Consider the following 16,778-nt stretch of genomic DNA (forward strand, 5'->3'; position numbering starts at 1 on the left):
TACTGCCAGATTCCAAAATGGAGAAAAAACATGATGAAAAACAGAATGATATAAAGGGTGGTTTTCTTAATTTTCATTGCAGATATAATATTGGATTTAAATTGTTTTGAATTATTTACTGAATTTTATTTTTTTGAATTGTCGGATTTGTCATCACGCTGCACGCTCTTAAGTTGCTGCAGCAAATTGTAGAAAGCGAGAAACATCCCTAAAAATCCAATCCCAACAGTTAAAAGATTGGTTTCAAACCCGAAATGATCATTAATTTTTTTGCCACCCCAAAATCCTAATCCCATGGTAGCAAGCATCTGAAAAACGATGGCTGAATAAACACCGTATTGCCGAAGCCCGTTTCTCCGGAATCTTTTCTCATCTTCCTGGCTGAATTCCTGCTGTGTTGGTTTCTCCTCAGACATTCTAGTTTTTTGCAAATCTAACCATTATCGACCAATTGAAAAATTTTGAATTTTAAATATCATCTAATTTCTGTATTTTTGCAACTCTTAAATAAAAAACGATGTTCAACAGTTTACAGGATAAGTTAGATAAAGCGCTTCATAATATATCAGGGCGCGGAAAAATCACCGAAATCAACGTTGCGGAAACGGTAAAAGAAATCCGCCGTGCTTTGGTAGATGCCGATGTTAACTATAAAGTTGCGAAAGATTTAACCAAAAGAGTTCAGGACAAAGCTTTAGGACAAAACGTTCTTACAAGTTTAACTCCCGGGCAGCTCATGACCAAAATCGTTCACGACGAACTTGTGGAACTCATGGGTGGTACGCAGGAAGGAATTAATCTTTCGGGCAAACCCAGCGTCATCCTGATTGCAGGTCTTCAGGGTTCCGGTAAAACAACTTTTTCCGGCAAGCTTGCAAATTACTTAAAATTAAAAAAGAACAAAAAACCTTTATTGGTTGCCTGCGACGTTTACCGACCTGCGGCAATTGAACAGCTGAAAATTCTTGGTCAGCAGACCGGAATTCCCGTTTATACCGAAGAAGGTGCTGTAAACCCGTCTTCTATCGCTGAAAATGCCGTAAAATTTGCGAAAGAAAACAACCATGATGTAGTAATTGTGGATACCGCGGGCCGTTTGGCTGTTGATGAGCAGATGATGAACGAGATTAAATCGGTTCATTATTTCATCAAGCCTAATGAAACCTTATTCGTGGTGGATTCCATGACGGGTCAGGATGCCGTGAATACTGCTAAAACCTTTAACGAAGCACTGAATTTTGATGGAGTTGTCCTTACAAAATTAGATGGTGATACACGAGGTGGAGCGGCTCTTACCATCCGTTCCGTTGTTGAAAAACCTATTAAGTTTATTTCAACCGGTGAAAAAATGGAAGCACTGGATGTTTTCTATCCGGAAAGAATGGCAGACCGAATCCTTGGAATGGGAGACGTGGTTTCCCTTGTTGAAAGAGCTCAGGAGCAGTTTGATGAAGAGGAAGCTAAAAAACTCCATAAAAAAATCGCCAAAAACGAATTCGGTTTTGATGATTTCCTGAAACAGATCAACCAGATCAAAAAAATGGGAAATATGAAGGATTTGATGGGCATGATTCCGGGCGTCGGCAAAGCCATTAAAGATGTTGATATTAATGATGACGCCTTTAAACATATTGAAGCCATTATTCATTCGATGACGCCGGAAGAACGAAGAAGACCTTCGATTATCAACACCCAAAGAAAAAACCGTATCGCCAGAGGTGCCGGAAGAAAAATTGAAGACGTAAATGCTTTAATGAAACAATTTGACCAAATGGGTAAAATGATGAAGATGATGCAGGGACCGCAAGGAAAACAAATGATGGAAATGATGAGCAAAGGAATGCCGAAAATGCCTGGAATGGGTGGTAATCTTTTTGGAAGATAAACAGCACTGAAATAAATAAAAATCCCGAATTGAATGATTCGGGATTTTTTGTGAGCTATTTTTTAATCATTAAAGTCGTAAACCTAAACCAACATTGAAGAGATTAAAATGAAGCTTTTCGCCTGTCGCGGGGCTTTTAAAAGCATTATTCAGCTGAAATGCGTACCGTGCCTCAATAAGCAGCCCTGAAAATAAGTCGGCGCCCAAGCCTACAGCCGCACCAAAATTTGATTTGTTAATGGTATCCGGCACATCATCGAGCCTGAAGGCGAACTGCGGACCCAACTGCACGTTTACTTTCGGCAGGAAATAAAATTTCATTATCACCGGAATCTGCAGATAAGAATCATCTTTAAATTTCACATAATTAACGGCCGGTTGCATTTTGGCAAATCCAGGAATTCCGAATTCTGTAAAAACTCCCGCATAATAACCTGCAGTAAGCTCATCAAAATCATCAGAAACTACAGCCGACGAAAATCCTCCGTTGATCCCAAATTTTACCTGAGCATTCGTAAGCCCAAACATCATCATGGCGAACGCCAATACTACTCTTTTCATAAATTTTTAATTTTCATCAAAAATATCAATTAAAACATCGACTACAAAAGATGATTCCGATTTTTTCCAGTAATATGACTTTTAAAATAAAAAAAAATCCCGCTTCTTACGAAACGGGAGCTTATAACTATAAGTTATCTTATTTTAAGAAAACAGTGAAACCTACGTTGATACCAAAAGTACCAACGGTAGTTTTATAATCTGTTCCCATTACAGTTTCTTTGTTAGAATATTGGTTGTATGAAGCTCCAAGATCAACTCCGATATTTTGGTTGATCAGATATACCAAACCGCCTTTTGCTTTCCATGCAAGACCATCAACAGTTTCTGATTCAGATTCACCGTCGTATTTTTCAGTTAATTTTGTTGATGCATAACCCACACCCGCACCCAAATAAGGGACAAGGTTAGTAGCCGATTTGAAATAATAAGTCGCTGTCGGCATTGCTGATAAAGTATTTACTGTATATTTATAATCGCCATCTTTTTGGCTCATTGAAACAAAACCTAAATCTAAACCTACAGCGAGTTTATCCTGTACAAAATACCCAACTGAAGGTGTTAAGGTAAATGTAGAAACAGAAGGTTCTGTAGAAGAACTATTTCCTTCTGAATACTTTGTTGATACATTATTAAATCCAATTGTTGTAGATCCACCGATTACCCAAGATCCTTTTTCAGTTTGTGCATTTACAGCCGCGAAAAGTGCTAATGCACCAACTAGCAATAATTTTTTCATAATTTTTAATTTAATTTGGCTGCAAAGATAAATTTATTTAACATTCCTTTAACATGACTTTTATCATGAATTACTCCTCTCTCTGTCTTTTCTCTTCGTTTCCGTAAGCGGTAATAATTTTCCGCACTACGGGATGTCTTACCACATCTTCTTCGGTAAGGTGTACAAAGCCAATTTCCTGCACATCTTTCAAGATTCTCATCGCTTCCTTCAAACCAGATTTTTGCCTTAATGGTAAATCGACCTGACTTGGATCGCCTGTAATGATGAACTTTGCGTTCATTCCCATCCTGGTAAGAAACATTTTCATCTGCGAATGGGTTGTATTTTGCGCTTCATCCAGAATAACAAAAGCTTCGTCTAAAGTCCGCCCACGCATAAATGCAAGTGGTGCGACTTCAATAACTTTTTTTTCGATAAAACCCTCCAGTTTTTCGTGAGGAATCATATCGCGAAGTGCATCGTAAAGCGGCTGTAAATAGGGATCCAGTTTCTCTTTTAAATCTCCCGGAAGAAATCCCAGACTTTCGCCGGCTTCTACCGCAGGACGTGTTAAAATAATCCTTTTTACTTCCTTATCACGCAAAGCCCTTGCTGCCAATGCTACGCTGGTATACGTCTTTCCCGTTCCGGCCGGTCCAATCGCGAACACCATGTCTTTTTTCTCAGACTCTTTTACCAGTTTCTTCAAATTGGTGGTCTTCGCTTTAATAATTTTACCGTTTACGCCTTTTACAATGATATCCTGATCGAAAACAAGCTGTTTTTCGGTTTCATCTTTAATATTAAGAATGTTTTCAATATCCTTTAAAGTGAGTGAATTATTTCTGGAAATAAAGCTCACAATATCATCCAGCTTATTTTTCAGTACATCCAGCGTTTCATTGTTCCCAATCGCAAAAATAAAATGATCGCGCCCCGTAATTTTCAGGGTTGGAAAAGTGGATTTTAGTAAATTAAAATATTGGTTGTTGACTCCGTAAAAAGTCTTGGCGTCAATGCCTTTGATTTCATAATTGAGTTCGAACATTTATCTCTTGTTTGATGTTAATTATTTTCTCTAAAAATATCAAATATATTTTAAAAATAGCGGATTTTGTTTTTGATTATCGGCCCAGAATATTTTTTTTTGCCCTAAATTTGCCATTCCCGAAGAAATACAAATGCCGGTTATTACTTTCACCTCAGATTACGGATTGGTCGATCACAGAGTTCCCGCTGTGAAAGGAAAAATCCTGAGCTTAAAAGAAGACGCTAAAATTGTTGATATTTCCCACGAAATACAGGCCTACAACCTGTTGCAGACCGCCTATATCGTAAGGAACGCCTACTCTTTTTTTCCTGAAGGTACCGTACATATTATTTCCGTAGACAGTTTTTATACCAAAGACCGAAAATGCATTCTCTATAAGGCCGACGGGCATTATTTTATTGCTGCAGACAACGGTGTGCTGAGTTTAATTTTTTATGACATTAAACCGGAAGCAGTTTACGAAATCACCTTCAACAACAGGTTTGATGATGAAGTGAAATTTACTTCTACCGATATTTTTGCGCCTGTTGCGGTTCATCTTCAAAAAGGTGGATTACCAGAGGTAATTGGTAGAAAATTTAAATCTCCTAAACAACTTTCGTTCCCCAGACCGGTATTCAGTGAAAACGAAAAAATGATTATCGGAGAAATCATGTATATTGATAATTTCGGAAATATGGTTTCCAATATCAGTAAAAAGTTATTTGATAAGCACAGTGTAGGTTTTAATGGTTTTATCTTAAAATTCAGAAACCTTGCGCTTACCAAAATTTACAACCAGTACACTGATTTTATAACAGATTGGGAGTTGGAACATGAATATCACGGCAAATCTGCAGCGATTTTTAACGATGCCGGCTTGCTTGAACTTACCATCTACAAAGGAAATAAAGATAACGGAGCCAAAACCCTGTTCGGAATGAAAGTGGGCGAAAGCATTTATATCGAATTTTACTAAAGATTCCGAATCTTGATGATACAAAAATAGCCGGCTTTTGCAGCCGGCTATTTATATCATTATACTATGTAATTATCTGATTACTTTCTTGGTTACTGTTTCTTTCGACGTTTTAACGCTGATCACATAACCACCCTTCGGGCTGGCTGAAAGATCGATTTTCTCTTCGCCTGCATTTAATTTCCCTGAAGTTTTTACCAGTTTTCCAGAGGCATCAAAGACAGAATAAGACTCTATTTTGTCCTTAGCTTTTACAGTGAAGATTCCTTTAACAGAAGTTTGGGCAATACTTACACCGTCTGTAGCAGAAACTTCTCCGGTCGCTAAAACATTAACACAATCCAGTGTGGCACTCCATCCTGTTCCAGTAGCACCGGCATCAGAAATAAATCTTACTGTAATTGCTCCGCTTGCATGCGTAGATTGGAACGGTCCAGGAATGGTGTTGCCCGTAATCTGAGTTGCACCAGTGAATCGTGGAGAACCCGTGTTTGGTCCGTTGTAAATATTCATAAAGTCATATCCAGTTTCCAAATCGAACTCTGTAAATGTAATTTTAACCTTATCTGATGGATTGGTCGGATAGAAAGTTTTAATGATTGTTTGGTTATCCCCATAATTCGCATTTGCTCCTCCCGGATCTGTAAACAGTACTCCCGAACACCAGTTAGCATCAGTTAGTATTAACTGTTCGAAAGAAAACGCCTGAGGTCCTGAACAATCTGTACCTACAGAAATTTTATAATAAATCCCCGGCTCAAGATTGGTGAAATTCAAAACTTTGGTATTGGTTGTTCCGGATTGAATCACCGTTCCATCCATTTTCGCCAGCTTATACTTCCAGCTGCTTCCGGTGTTATCAACAATCGTTGCAGTCACCGAGTTGGTCGTAAGATTAGAGACTGTAAGGCCTGTAATCGTAAGGGCGCAGGACGTTACACAGTTTGTACCCAAGCATCCTTTAGAATTTACCGTATATCTAATGAGTGCACCAGGCTGTTCCCCAAATCCGTTAGCAAAATTAATCCCCACTGACGGAACAAGATGACAATAACTCATAATCGTTCCTCCTGTACCTGTAGGAAGCGGACCTTCGCAACCTTCGTTATTGCCAGAAGCCGGACCACAGCCATCGATCGCTGTATCATTACCGTTCCATCTACAGGCGTGTGTATGAGGTGAACCCAGATTATGACCAATTTCGTGAGTCATCGCTTCAATATTCCATGAATAAGTTGGAACATTCTGGTAACTCAGGTTCACACCGGAATAAGAATATTTATAGGTGGTACAAAGTGCATTTACCCAAGCAATACTTGTTGTCGCAGGATTTCTTAAAAGCTGCGCAATATCCCCATTGAATGTTGGGCGGCCAGTTCTGAACTTATTTAAAATTTCAGACGGTGTACCGGTATAAGGGTCGGTACTGGTCCATACAAAAACCTCGCTTAATGCTACAGTAATTCCGTCGTTTGCATAAAGTGTAGAAACATTGTTATGCATTGCTGTAACCCAGTTTGTAGTCTGTGAGACACTAGATCCATTCAATGAATAAGGACCGAATCCTGCTTCGTAGTAAATTCTCACGCAGTTATCGGTTTTTTTATCCGTCATCGTTTTAGGATTGTAAGAAGGACCGGCCACTTTTTGATTTTCAAGAAGTTCATCTGCAGAACAGGTAAACGGATTTTCTCCCTTCAACTTCTGATCATTATAGGAAACGAAATCTTCACTGTTTTTCGCTTTACCGATAACAATGTTACCGATATTTTTAACCGAAGTTACCCCAACCACATCATCATTAAAGAAGCTTAAAGCCACGAGAGACTCATTATCACCCTTTACAATCCCGTGATAGTAGGCACCCGGAGTATAATTTGCATAACCTTTATCTGTATTGATTTTAAAATCGTGAGTAAAGAAATTGTTTCTCACGAGTTCTACAGTAATGTTTTTTCCTTCGAAAGGAAAACTCATTTCCATTGCTTCAGGTCTTTCAGAGTTAATTCTTTGCACCTCTGTTTTATTAAGCTTCATCACGGTAATGCCGTCAGCAGCAGATTGGTACATGGCCTGTTTTTGAGCAGAGGGATCTACTGTAAACAAGTTGTACTTCACAAACGTTTTGTTTGCAGCTTGCACATTTTTAACCTTCTCGGCAATAGGTTTTAAATTCTGCGAAAAACCTAAAGAGAAAAATGCCAAACTGAAACACAATTGGAAAATTCTTTTCATAATTATTAGGATATATAATTTTAATATACAAAAAAACTAAAAATTAATGAGATAGGATAGGTAAAAAATAATTTTAACACAATAATTTACACTTATGTTCTGTTAGCTTTTGGTAATCGTTTTAATCCGTTATCTTTGCAGCTAAATTTTTCAGATGCTTTACACCATTCTCAAAGCTTTTCACATCATTTTTATGGTCAGTTATTTTGCAGGGATTTTCTATCTCGTGCGGCTGTTTGTTTACTATAAAGATACCGATGAGTTTGAGACTGGAAAGAAAGAGATCCTCCGCGAACAGTACGTTTTTATGGCCAGAAGATTATGGAATATCATCACCGTTCCTGCGGGCGTTATTATGCTGGTAACAGGTCTTTCACTTATTTATCTGAATTTTGGATTGATGAAAACACCTTGGTTTCATCTAAAACTGACTTTCTTAATCGGACTTGCATTTTATCATTACTGGTGTTGGAAAAAAGTCCTCCAGATGAAAAATTTAAAAGGAGATATTTTACCCATTAAAAATATCAAACTTCGGCAAGCCAATGAAATTGCGACGTTTATTTTATTCCTTGTCGTTTTCACCGTGATTTTGAAATCCTGGGTACTGGAATACTGGTGGCAATTAATCACCGGATTTTTCGTTTTGGTGCTTGCAATTATGCTTACCGTAAAATTGGTTAATAAAGCGAAGAAATAATACTTTTTACATTCAAAAAAGGATGACAGCAATTTTTAAAAAAGAACTTTGGAGTTATTTCGGCAACTGGAGTGCCTGGCTCATTATCGCCGCTTTCAGTTTAATAGGAACCCTGTTCCTGTTTTTCTTTGAAAACGATTCTAATATTTTCGACATCGGAACCGCTTCTTTACAAAGCTACTTCGTGCTCGTACCCTGGCTGCTGATGTTCATAATTCCTGCAATCTCAATGAAAACGATTGCTGAAGAGCAACAATCCGGAACTTTGAACTGGCTTTTCTCGCAGCCTGTGAAAATTTCTGAGATCATTTTGGGGAAATTTTTCGCAGTTTGGTGCGTTGGGATCCTTTGCCTGTTGCCTTCAGTCATTTATCTTTATACCGTTTATGTGTTAGGCGTACCTGCCGGAAACATCGATCTGGGCGCGACTTTTGGGAGTTATTTTGGCTTAATTATTCTTACTGCAGCCTTTTCCTCAGTTGGAATTTTAGCCTCGTCGCTTTCTCAAAACCAAATTATGGCTTATCTGTTAGGCGTTTTCATGTGCTTTATTCTTTATTTCGGGATCGAGCAATTGGCCAGTTACAAATTATTGGGAGGTACAGATTATATCCTTTCAAACCTTGGATTTTACAAGCATTTTCTGGCCTTTACAAGAGGCCTGATAGACACCAGAGATATTTTTTATTTCGTCTTCGTTGTCGGGATCTGCCTTGTTTTAGCTAAAATTTTTGTTGAAAAGAAAAAATAAAAGCGTTTTTAGAAAAAAATGAACAAAAAATATATCATATACATCATCACGGTTGCAGTACTGCTTCTTGGGATTTTCGGAGTTTTCTCAAAAAGGTTCGATCTCACTCAGGAAAAACGCTACACTTTATCTGAATCTACGGTAAAAATCCTGGAATCGGTAAAAAAACCTTTAACAGTAGATGTTTATCTGGAAGGCGATTTCCCGGCAAGCTTCCGTCAGCTGCAGAACGAGACCAAATTTATGCTGGAGGAATTCAGAAAAATCAATCCCAAAATCGATTATAAATTTATCGATCCCATTAAAACCAAAATGTCGCAGGATACACTTGCGGCAATGGGTATGCAGCCTTCTATTCTTCCGGATATTAAAGACGGCAAAATCTCCGAAATCGTTATGTTTCCGTTTGCCACGCTTAAATACAACTCCTACGGAAGTTCAATTACGCTCATCATTAACCAAAGCGGAATCGATGCTTCGGAACAGCTCAGCAAATCGATCGAAAATTTAGAATATAATTTCGCTTCAAATATTAAAGCAATTACCGAAGACGAAAAGAAAAATATCGGAATTCTCATCAATCAGGACGAATTAGGACCCGAGCAGTTTCAAGGTTTTATGGAAATGGCGCTCGAAAGTTACAACGCGGGTCCAATTATTCCCCAAAACCAAACCGAGCTTTCTTTAGCCGATGTTCCTAAACTGAAACAAATGCACGCCTTGGTCATCGCAAAACCAAGGAAAGCTTTCACTGAAAACGAAAAAGTTATCCTCGATCAATATATCATGAACGGCGGAAAAACCCTGTGGATGATCGATGCCGTGAATGCGGAAATGGATACGCTTTTTCAGTCAAAAAAAATCATGGCTTACCCTATGGATACCAACCTTACGGATTTCTTTTTCAACTATGGAATCCGCATAAATCCGGGGTTGGTGAAGGACATGAAAAAATCTGCACTCATCCGAATTGTTTCCGGTGAAGTTGCAGGCAATCCACAGTTCAGCAGTTTTCTCTGGCCTTATTTCCCGCTCGGAATTGCCGAAACCAAAAATCCCATTACCAAAAACATCAATCCGGTGAAATTTGAATTTCCTACTTCGATTGATACCTTGGGAAGAAAAAACATTAAAACCCGCGTACTTTTTGAATCCAGCGAAAGAACAAATGTAAAACAGGTCCCTAATTACGTTGCATTGGGTGAAATTGTGCGGGCAGATTCTTTAAGCGAATTCGACAAACCTACTACACCTAAAATATTTGCAGTAAGTTTAGAAGGAAAATTTACCTCCGCGTATGCATCCCGAAGCGAACGAAACGCTTATCCCGGTTTCAAATCGCAAAGCAGTAACAATAAAATGATCGTGGTTGCAGACGGTGATATTGGTCGAAACCAAGTTTATAAAGGAAAACCTTTGCCTTTGGGAGAAGATCTGCTGACGAAACAAACTTACGGCAACGAGCAGTTTCTGAGAAATGCACTGGATTTTCTCTTGGATGATTCTAATTTAATGGAACTCAGAAACCGAAATATCGAAGCGCGCCTGCTCGACAGACAAAGAATTGATGAAGAAAGATCCAAATGGCAATGGATCAACCTGCTGATTCCCATTGGAATTATAGGTCTTTTGGGAGGGTTTTTCTTCTGGCTCAGAAAAAAGAAATTCGGATAAATTTTCATTTAAAAACAATAAAAAACGGTTTCAGGATTTGAAACCGTTTTCTCTTTTAAACATCTTTAATAAAGTCTTCGTATTCGTAATAAAACCGTTCAAAACCGTCCATCTTTTCTACAAAAAATTCGAAAATTTCCTGCCAGGAATTTTTATTAAATATGGATACATTTTCTTTCGTTACCCAAATTCGGGAAATAACTTTCCCGTTCTCCATCGTGTAAAATTCATCTTTTTGAATGTCGCCCACTTCTTCTTTCAGCATTTCTTCCAAAGACCAAATCTTTTCGTAATAAGCATTGCGAAAGAGTTCATCTTTCATTTCAATATCGATTGAAACCTCTGCTTTTTTGTTGTCTGCGTAAAATTTCAGCGAAAAATCTTTAATTTTAGTGTCATATAAAAGCCATTTTCTGGGGAAACTTTTCCCAAAAGCAATCCAAAAATCTTTTTTAAGCTGCTGCGCCTCGTGTTTACTGAACATATTGAAACTAAATTTATGCGAACTTAAACTATTTTTTCAAATTTTACCTCAGAATTTTATCTCTCAGGTTTTTATTACTTTTGCTGTATGCTATCCAAAAAATCGCAATACGCTTTGAAGGCGCTTTCTTATCTTGTTGAAAAACAGCAGGAAGGCCCAATTCTGATTTCAGAAATTTCGGAAAAGAAAAAAATTCCGCTTAAGTTTCTCGAAAATATTCTTCTTGAATTAAAAAAAGCCGAAATTCTCGACAGTAAAAAAGGAAAAGGCGGCGGTTATTTTCTGAATGTAAATCCTCAGGATATTTCTCTAGCCCGAGTTATTCGCCTGCTCAACGGACCCATCGCTATGCTGCCTTGTGTAAGCCTAAATTTCTACGAAAACTGCCTGAACTGTAATGAAAATCACTGCGCCCTACACGATGTTTTAATTGAAGTGCGCGATGCTACTTTGGCTATTCTGGAGAAAAAAACGCTTATCGAATTAAAAGATTAGCTTTTTTTGCTTTAATAGTCTACCAATTTTGTAGGTTAATAATTATAAAGTAAATTTGTGGCAACTTATACTATTATATGCTTTCACAAGAAGATCTTCAGCACATCGAAAATTTATCCGCAGAAGAAAGCCTGCGTTTTATTTCCGAAAAATTTACTCAAGGCGCAGTTTTCTCCACTTCTTTAGGTCAGGAAGACCAGGTTATTACCGACATTATCTTTAGAAATCAGATGAATATTAAAGTGTTCACTTTGGATACCGGAAGGCTTTTTTATGAGCATTACGAACTGCTTTCACAAAATAACGCCCGCTATAAAACCAAAACGGAAGTCTATTTTCCCGACACGCAGGATGTGGAAAAATATGTGAACGAAAAAGGAATCAATGCATTTTTTCATTCCGTAGAAAACCGGAAAGAATGCTGCTACATCCGCAAAGTAAAACCCCTAAACCGCGCTTTGGAAGGTGCTAAAATTTGGATCACAGGTTTACGGAGCGAACAGTCCGAAAACCGCGAAAACATGAAAATGCTGGAATGGGACACCGAAAAAATGCTTTTCAAATTCAATCCGCTTATTCACTGGACTTATCAGGATGTTTTAAATTATATTGAAACCCATAATGTTCAGGATCTTCCACTTCATAAAAAAGGTTTTATCAGCGTGGGTTGCAAACCCTGCACCAGAGCCATTACTGATGGTGAAAACCCGAGAGCCGGCCGGTGGTATTGGGAAGAATCACAAAAAGAATGCGGATTGCATTCAAAATAATTCTTTCAGTTTTTAACAGAATTTTTACAACAAACTTTTACAGTTGATTTTATGAGCAAATATAAATTAGACTATCTTGAACAGTTAGAAGCCGAAAGCATTTTCATCATGCGCGAAGTAGCGGCACAGTTCGAGAAACCTGCATTACTTTTCAGCGGCGGAAAAGATTCAATCACCCTCGTGCATCTTGCTAAAAAAGCCTTTGCACCGATGAAAATCCCCTTTCCGTTGGTTCATATTGACACCGGACACAATTTCCCGGAAGTATTAGCATATCGCGATCATTTAGCCCAAGAAATCGGTGCTGAACTTATTGTAAGAAAAGTTGAAGATACAATTCGCGAGAAAAAGCTCACCGAACCAAAAGGTAAATTTGCTTCCCGAAACTGGCTTCAAACCCATACTCTTCTGGATACGATTGAAGAATTTAAGTTCGACGCCTGTATAGGCGGCGCGCGGCGTGATGAAGAAAAAGCCAGAGCCAAAGAAAGGTTTTTTTCGGTGCGCGACGAATTCGGTCAGTGGGAACCTAAACTGCAGCGACCTGAATTGTGGAACATCTATAACGGAAGAATTCACAAAGGTGAAAATGTAAGGGTTTTTCCCATATCTAACTGGACCGAACTTGATGTATGGAATTACATCAGAAAGGAAAAAATTCAGCTTCCTTCAATTTATTTCGCTCATCACCGCGATGTGATTGAACATGAAGGACAGTTAATTGCTGTTTCAGATTTCATTCAGATAGACGAAAATGATACCATCACCAATAAAAAAGTGCGGTACAGAACCGTTGGCGACATGACCTGCACAGCCGCTGTAGAAAGCAATGCAGCAACGCTGGATGAAGTGGTAAACGAGATTACAGCTTCCAGAATTTCAGAGCGTGGCGAAACAAGAATTGACGACAAAGTAACCGAAGCCGCCATGGAAGACCGAAAAAAAGGCGGTTATTTCTAAATTAATTTGCCAAAAAATCTCACCGTTCTTTCTCAATTATTACTTATACTAAACATGGATATATTAAGATTTATTACCGCCGGAAGCGTTGATGACGGAAAAAGCACCTTAATCGGAAGACTTCTTTACGATAGCAAAAGCATTTTGGTTGACCAACTGGAAGCCCTCGAAAAACAGTCTAAAAACAAAAACGCCGACGGTATCGATCTGGCGATTCTCACCGATGGTCTACGGGCAGAAAGAGAGCAGGGAATCACTATTGATGTGGCTTACCGTTATTTTTCTACCCCAAAACGGAAATTTATTATAGCAGACGCTCCAGGCCATGTTCAGTATACCAGAAACATGATTACAGGTGCCTCCAATTCTAAGCTTATCATCATTCTAATAGATGCGCGGCAGGGAGTCATTGAACAGACAAAACGCCATTCCATCATTGCATCGCTGCTGAAGATGAAGCATGTTGTAGTCGCAGTAAACAAAATGGATCTGGTTGATTATTCCGAAGAAGTTTTCAACAATATCAAAAAAGATTACGCAACAGCGGCGGAAAGTTTAGGCCTTAAAAACGTATCCTACTTCCCTATTTCAGCTTTCAATGGCGATAATATTGTGGAAAGATCGGAAAAAATGCCTTGGTTTAAAGAAGAACCTCTTTTGTCATTTCTCGAAAATGTTGAAGTGAGCGATGACGTAGATTATGAAAGTTCAAGATTCCAGGTTCAGTATGTCATTCGTCCACAGACAGAGGAACTTCATGATTACCGCGGATATGCAGGGCAGGTTATCTCCGGAACTTATAAAAAAGGCGACAGAATCACCATTCTTCCGGAAAATATAGAAACTACCATTTCAAAAGTAGAAACAGGCGGAAAAGAAGTGGAAGAAGTTTTCGCGCTGCAACCTGCAGTTCTGCATCTTGAAGACGATATTGATGTGAGCCGCGGAGATTTCTTCGTTAAAACCGATAACCAGTTAAAAGTTGAAAATGAGTTCGAGGCTTTGGTTTGCTGGCTCGACAAACGTGAACTGAACGAAGGAAACAAATATTTTATTCAGCACAAAAGCCGACTTATGAAAACTATTGTAAAGGAAATTGAATATAAAATTGATGTCAACACTTTACAACAAATCCCTACGAAAGATTCCGTAAAACTGAATGAAATTGTAAAAGTAAGACTAAAAACCGCATCACCACTGGTTTTTGATTCTTTTGAAAAAAACAGCGCCACCGGCAGCGCAATTCTGGTAGATGAAACCAGTAATTCTACTGTAGGTGCAGTAATGCTTCTTTAGATTTTAAAAAGTTGAAAAAATTTTCTTGTGAATACCTCACCGCATCTTTTTAATGTCTATCGAAAGTAAAATACATAACAAATCACTCAGCGTTTTCCTGAATCTGGAAAACCTGAAAGTACTTATTGTAGGCGGTGGCAACCAGGCGCTGAAAAACCTGAATTTACTTATTGAAAGTTTTCCGAACACCCAGATTAATCTTGTTTGTGAAAATATTTCAGAGAAAATTAAAGACTTTGCAAAAAATCATGAGAATATAAGACTTCATGAAAGACGCTTCTTTGAAGACGATTTTTACAATTCCCATATCGCTTTAATTACCGATTGCGGAGTCGATTTTTACACAGAAATCATTGATATCGTTCAGAAGAAAAACATCCTGATCAGCATCGCCAACAAACCGGAATTAAGTGATTTTCAGCTGGAAAGTTTTATTTCAGATAGAAATAAACTTCCACCAGAAGAACAGAAATCGAAATGGCAATATTCCAAAGACGCTAAAAAATACAGAAGACTGGTGATTTATCTTTCGCTCTCTTTTGCGGCTTTTTTTCTTGGAATAGCCTTCGATCAATACTTCTCCTACGCACAGGCAAAAGATTTTGTTTACGAAATTCCTAAAGAATTTTATTGGATGCTTGCCATCGGGTTTTTTGCGCAAATGGTGGATGGTGCTTTAGGAATGGGTTACGGTTTAACGAGTTCAACCCTGATGCTTGGGATGGGAATTAAACTGCCTTCCATCTCCGGATCCATTCACACTGCAGAAATGTTTTCGAGCGCCATGAGCGGTTATTCACACTACAAATACGGAAATGTGAACAAAAGAATGTTGCTTTATCTTGCGGTTCCGGGGATTATCGGTGCTGTTTGTGGATCACTGCTCCTTATTTATTTGGGCAATGAATATGAAAACCTCGCAAAAGGCTTAATGGCGACCTACACGCTGCTAATGGGTTACAGAATTACGCGTCTGGCTTTCAAAAAAATTGTTGTGAAACAGAAAACCCACATCGGAAGACTTGGTTTCCTGGGCGGAATGATGGATGCTTTCGGAGGCGGAGGCTGGGGACCAATTGTTACTTCTACGCTTCTTTCCAAAGGCAGAAAAACCAATTACGTGATTGGAACTGTAAGCATGGCTGAATTTTTTGTCACGCTGGCCGCTGCGATTGTCTTCTTTTCCAGTTTAGGCGTTTCTAATATAGAAATTATTTTGGGATTAATTATCGGCGGAGTGCTGGCCGCTCCCTTTGCTGCAAGATTAGCAGGGAAAATGCCGCGTAAAACCGCACTGATATTGGTTGCGTTTCTGCTTATCGTTTCGAGTGCGAGAAATCTGTACAAAATCTTCTTTTAAACCAAAAAACCTCCCAAACGGAAGGTTTTATAATATTTGAATTCTGACTGAAATCAGATTACCTCTAACTCTTTTCCAACTTTCACGAAAGCTACAATCGCTTTATCCAGCTGTTCTTTTGTATGGGCAGCCGAAAGCTGAACACGGATTCTGGCTTTACCTTTCGGTACCACAGGATAGAAAAATCCGATGACGTAAATTCCTTCATCCATAAGTTTTTCGGCCATTTTCTGGGCTAAAGGTGCGTCGTAAAGCATCACCGGAACAATCGCTGCATCTCCGTCAGGAATATCGAAACCTTTGGCTTTCATTTCTTTTCTGAAATATTCAGCATTTTCCATCACTTTGTCTCTCAGCGAAGTATCTTCAGAAATCATATCCAGAACTTTCATCGCAGCACCTACAATTCCCGGAGCCAGTGAATTTGAAAATAAATACGGTCGCGAACGCTGTCTCAGCATATCAATAATTTCTTTTTTTCCTGAGGTAAATCCGCCAAGTGCACCACCCAAAGCTTTGCCTAAAGTTGAGGTAATAAGATCAACTCTTCCCATCACCTCATTGGCTTCGTGGGTTCCGCGGCCGGTTTTACCGATAAATCCGGTAGCGTGGGAATCGTCAACCATTACAAGACAATCGTACTTTTCTGCCAAATCGCAAACGCCTTTTAAATCAGCAACAATTCCATCCATAGAGAAAACTCCGTCGGTCACGATGATTTTGAAACGGTGATTTTTCTCGGAAGCAGCTTTTAACTGTGCTTCCAGATCTTGCATATTATTGTTTTTGTAGCGGTACCTCGCAGCTTTGCAAAGACGAACTCCATCAATAATGGAAGCGTGATTCAGTTCATCCGAAATAATAGCGTCTTCTTCTG

Annotated in this window: 17 protein-coding genes; 10 read left to right on the forward strand and 7 right to left on the reverse strand. The window is 38.8% G+C overall.

Annotated elements, in window-relative coordinates; genetic code table 11:
- Positions 1 to 125: 125 nt before the first annotated feature.
- Complete coding sequence (locus V5N63_RS08310) at positions 126 to 416, reverse strand: AtpZ/AtpI family protein (RefSeq protein WP_332033575.1); 291 nt, start codon at positions 414 to 416, stop codon at positions 126 to 128.
- 101 nt (positions 417 to 517) lie between these two features.
- Here V5N63_RS08310 and ffh point away from each other — a divergent pair, with 101 nt between their 5' ends.
- Positions 518 to 1,885, forward strand: a complete 1,368-nt coding sequence (ffh, locus tag V5N63_RS08315) for a signal recognition particle protein (RefSeq protein ID WP_088468833.1) — start codon at positions 518 to 520, stop codon at positions 1,883 to 1,885.
- A gap of 69 nt (positions 1,886 to 1,954) precedes the next feature.
- On the opposite strand, the gene V5N63_RS08320 is transcribed toward ffh, so the two are convergent.
- The 3 genes from V5N63_RS08320 to V5N63_RS08330 form a co-directional block, all read right to left on the reverse strand.
- Entirely contained in the window at positions 1,955 to 2,446 is a 492-nt protein-coding gene (locus tag V5N63_RS08320; RefSeq protein ID WP_332033576.1) for an outer membrane beta-barrel protein, read from the reverse strand.
- A 139-nt stretch (positions 2,447 to 2,585) separates the two neighbouring features.
- On the reverse strand, positions 2,586 to 3,185 hold the full coding sequence (locus V5N63_RS08325; protein WP_332033577.1) for an outer membrane protein: 600 nt from the start codon (positions 3,183 to 3,185) through the stop codon (positions 2,586 to 2,588).
- A 70-nt stretch (positions 3,186 to 3,255) separates the two neighbouring features.
- A complete protein-coding gene (locus tag V5N63_RS08330; RefSeq protein ID WP_332020811.1) occupies positions 3,256 to 4,215 on the reverse strand; it encodes a PhoH family protein in 960 nt (319 codons plus the stop codon).
- A gap of 133 nt (positions 4,216 to 4,348) precedes the next feature.
- On the opposite strand from V5N63_RS08330, the gene V5N63_RS08335 reads away from it, so the two are divergent.
- The gene (locus tag V5N63_RS08335; RefSeq protein ID WP_265144785.1) at positions 4,349 to 5,176 is read left to right on the forward strand and encodes an SAM hydrolase/SAM-dependent halogenase family protein; all 828 of its coding nucleotides are present in this window, start codon (positions 4,349 to 4,351) and stop codon (positions 5,174 to 5,176) included.
- A gap of 72 nt (positions 5,177 to 5,248) precedes the next feature.
- Here the strand turns inward: V5N63_RS08335 and V5N63_RS08340 are convergent, their stop codons facing one another.
- On the reverse strand, positions 5,249 to 7,411 hold the full coding sequence (locus V5N63_RS08340) for a M12 family metallo-peptidase (RefSeq protein WP_332033578.1): 2,163 nt from the start codon (positions 7,409 to 7,411) through the stop codon (positions 5,249 to 5,251).
- Positions 7,412 to 7,565: 154 nt separating this feature from the next.
- On the opposite strand from V5N63_RS08340, the gene V5N63_RS08345 reads away from it, so the two are divergent.
- The 3 genes from V5N63_RS08345 to gldG are packed head-to-tail and all read left to right on the forward strand — an operon-like array spanning position 7,566 to position 10,536.
- A complete protein-coding gene (locus V5N63_RS08345; RefSeq protein ID WP_332033579.1) occupies positions 7,566 to 8,111 on the forward strand; it encodes a CopD family protein in 546 nt (181 codons plus the stop codon).
- Between the two features lie 22 nt (positions 8,112 to 8,133).
- Positions 8,134 to 8,862 carry an ABC transporter permease gene (locus V5N63_RS08350; RefSeq protein WP_332033580.1) on the forward strand — a complete coding sequence of 243 codons (729 nt, stop codon included), beginning with the start codon at positions 8,134 to 8,136 and terminating at the stop codon, positions 8,860 to 8,862.
- Positions 8,863 to 8,880: 18 nt separating this feature from the next.
- The gene (gene gldG / locus V5N63_RS08355) at positions 8,881 to 10,536 is read left to right on the forward strand and encodes a gliding motility-associated ABC transporter substrate-binding protein GldG (RefSeq protein ID WP_332033581.1); all 1,656 of its coding nucleotides are present in this window, start codon (positions 8,881 to 8,883) and stop codon (positions 10,534 to 10,536) included.
- A 55-nt stretch (positions 10,537 to 10,591) separates the two neighbouring features.
- On the opposite strand, the gene V5N63_RS08360 is transcribed toward gldG, so the two are convergent.
- Positions 10,592 to 11,020, reverse strand: coding sequence for a DUF4268 domain-containing protein (locus V5N63_RS08360; RefSeq protein ID WP_088468825.1), 429 nt, complete (start codon positions 11,018 to 11,020; stop codon positions 10,592 to 10,594).
- An 87-nt stretch (positions 11,021 to 11,107) separates the two neighbouring features.
- On the opposite strand from V5N63_RS08360, the gene V5N63_RS08365 reads away from it, so the two are divergent.
- From V5N63_RS08365 to V5N63_RS08385, 5 genes are all read left to right on the forward strand, one after another.
- Positions 11,108 to 11,515 (forward strand): RrF2 family transcriptional regulator, encoded by a 408-nt coding sequence (locus V5N63_RS08365; protein WP_088468824.1) that lies wholly within the window; start codon positions 11,108 to 11,110, stop codon positions 11,513 to 11,515.
- 77 nt (positions 11,516 to 11,592) lie between these two features.
- Complete coding sequence (locus tag V5N63_RS08370) at positions 11,593 to 12,285, forward strand: phosphoadenylyl-sulfate reductase (RefSeq protein ID WP_332020817.1); 693 nt, start codon at positions 11,593 to 11,595, stop codon at positions 12,283 to 12,285.
- Between the two features lie 51 nt (positions 12,286 to 12,336).
- Entirely contained in the window at positions 12,337 to 13,245 is a 909-nt protein-coding gene (gene cysD, locus V5N63_RS08375; protein WP_332033582.1) for a sulfate adenylyltransferase subunit CysD, read from the forward strand.
- A 54-nt stretch (positions 13,246 to 13,299) separates the two neighbouring features.
- Complete coding sequence (locus V5N63_RS08380) at positions 13,300 to 14,541, forward strand: sulfate adenylyltransferase subunit 1 (RefSeq protein WP_332033583.1); 1,242 nt, start codon at positions 13,300 to 13,302, stop codon at positions 14,539 to 14,541.
- Positions 14,542 to 14,593: 52 nt separating this feature from the next.
- Positions 14,594 to 15,901, forward strand: a complete 1,308-nt coding sequence (locus V5N63_RS08385) for a TSUP family transporter (protein ID WP_332033584.1) — start codon at positions 14,594 to 14,596, stop codon at positions 15,899 to 15,901.
- Positions 15,902 to 15,954: 53 nt separating this feature from the next.
- On the opposite strand, the gene V5N63_RS08390 is transcribed toward V5N63_RS08385, so the two are convergent.
- Positions 15,955 to 16,778: glycine C-acetyltransferase (locus V5N63_RS08390; protein ID WP_332033585.1), on the reverse strand; the 824-nt coding region annotated here is incomplete at its 5' end.

The sequence above is a fragment of the Kaistella sp. genome (genome assembly GCF_032060305.1).
Taxonomy (GTDB): domain Bacteria; phylum Bacteroidota; class Bacteroidia; order Flavobacteriales; family Weeksellaceae; genus Kaistella; species Kaistella yananensis.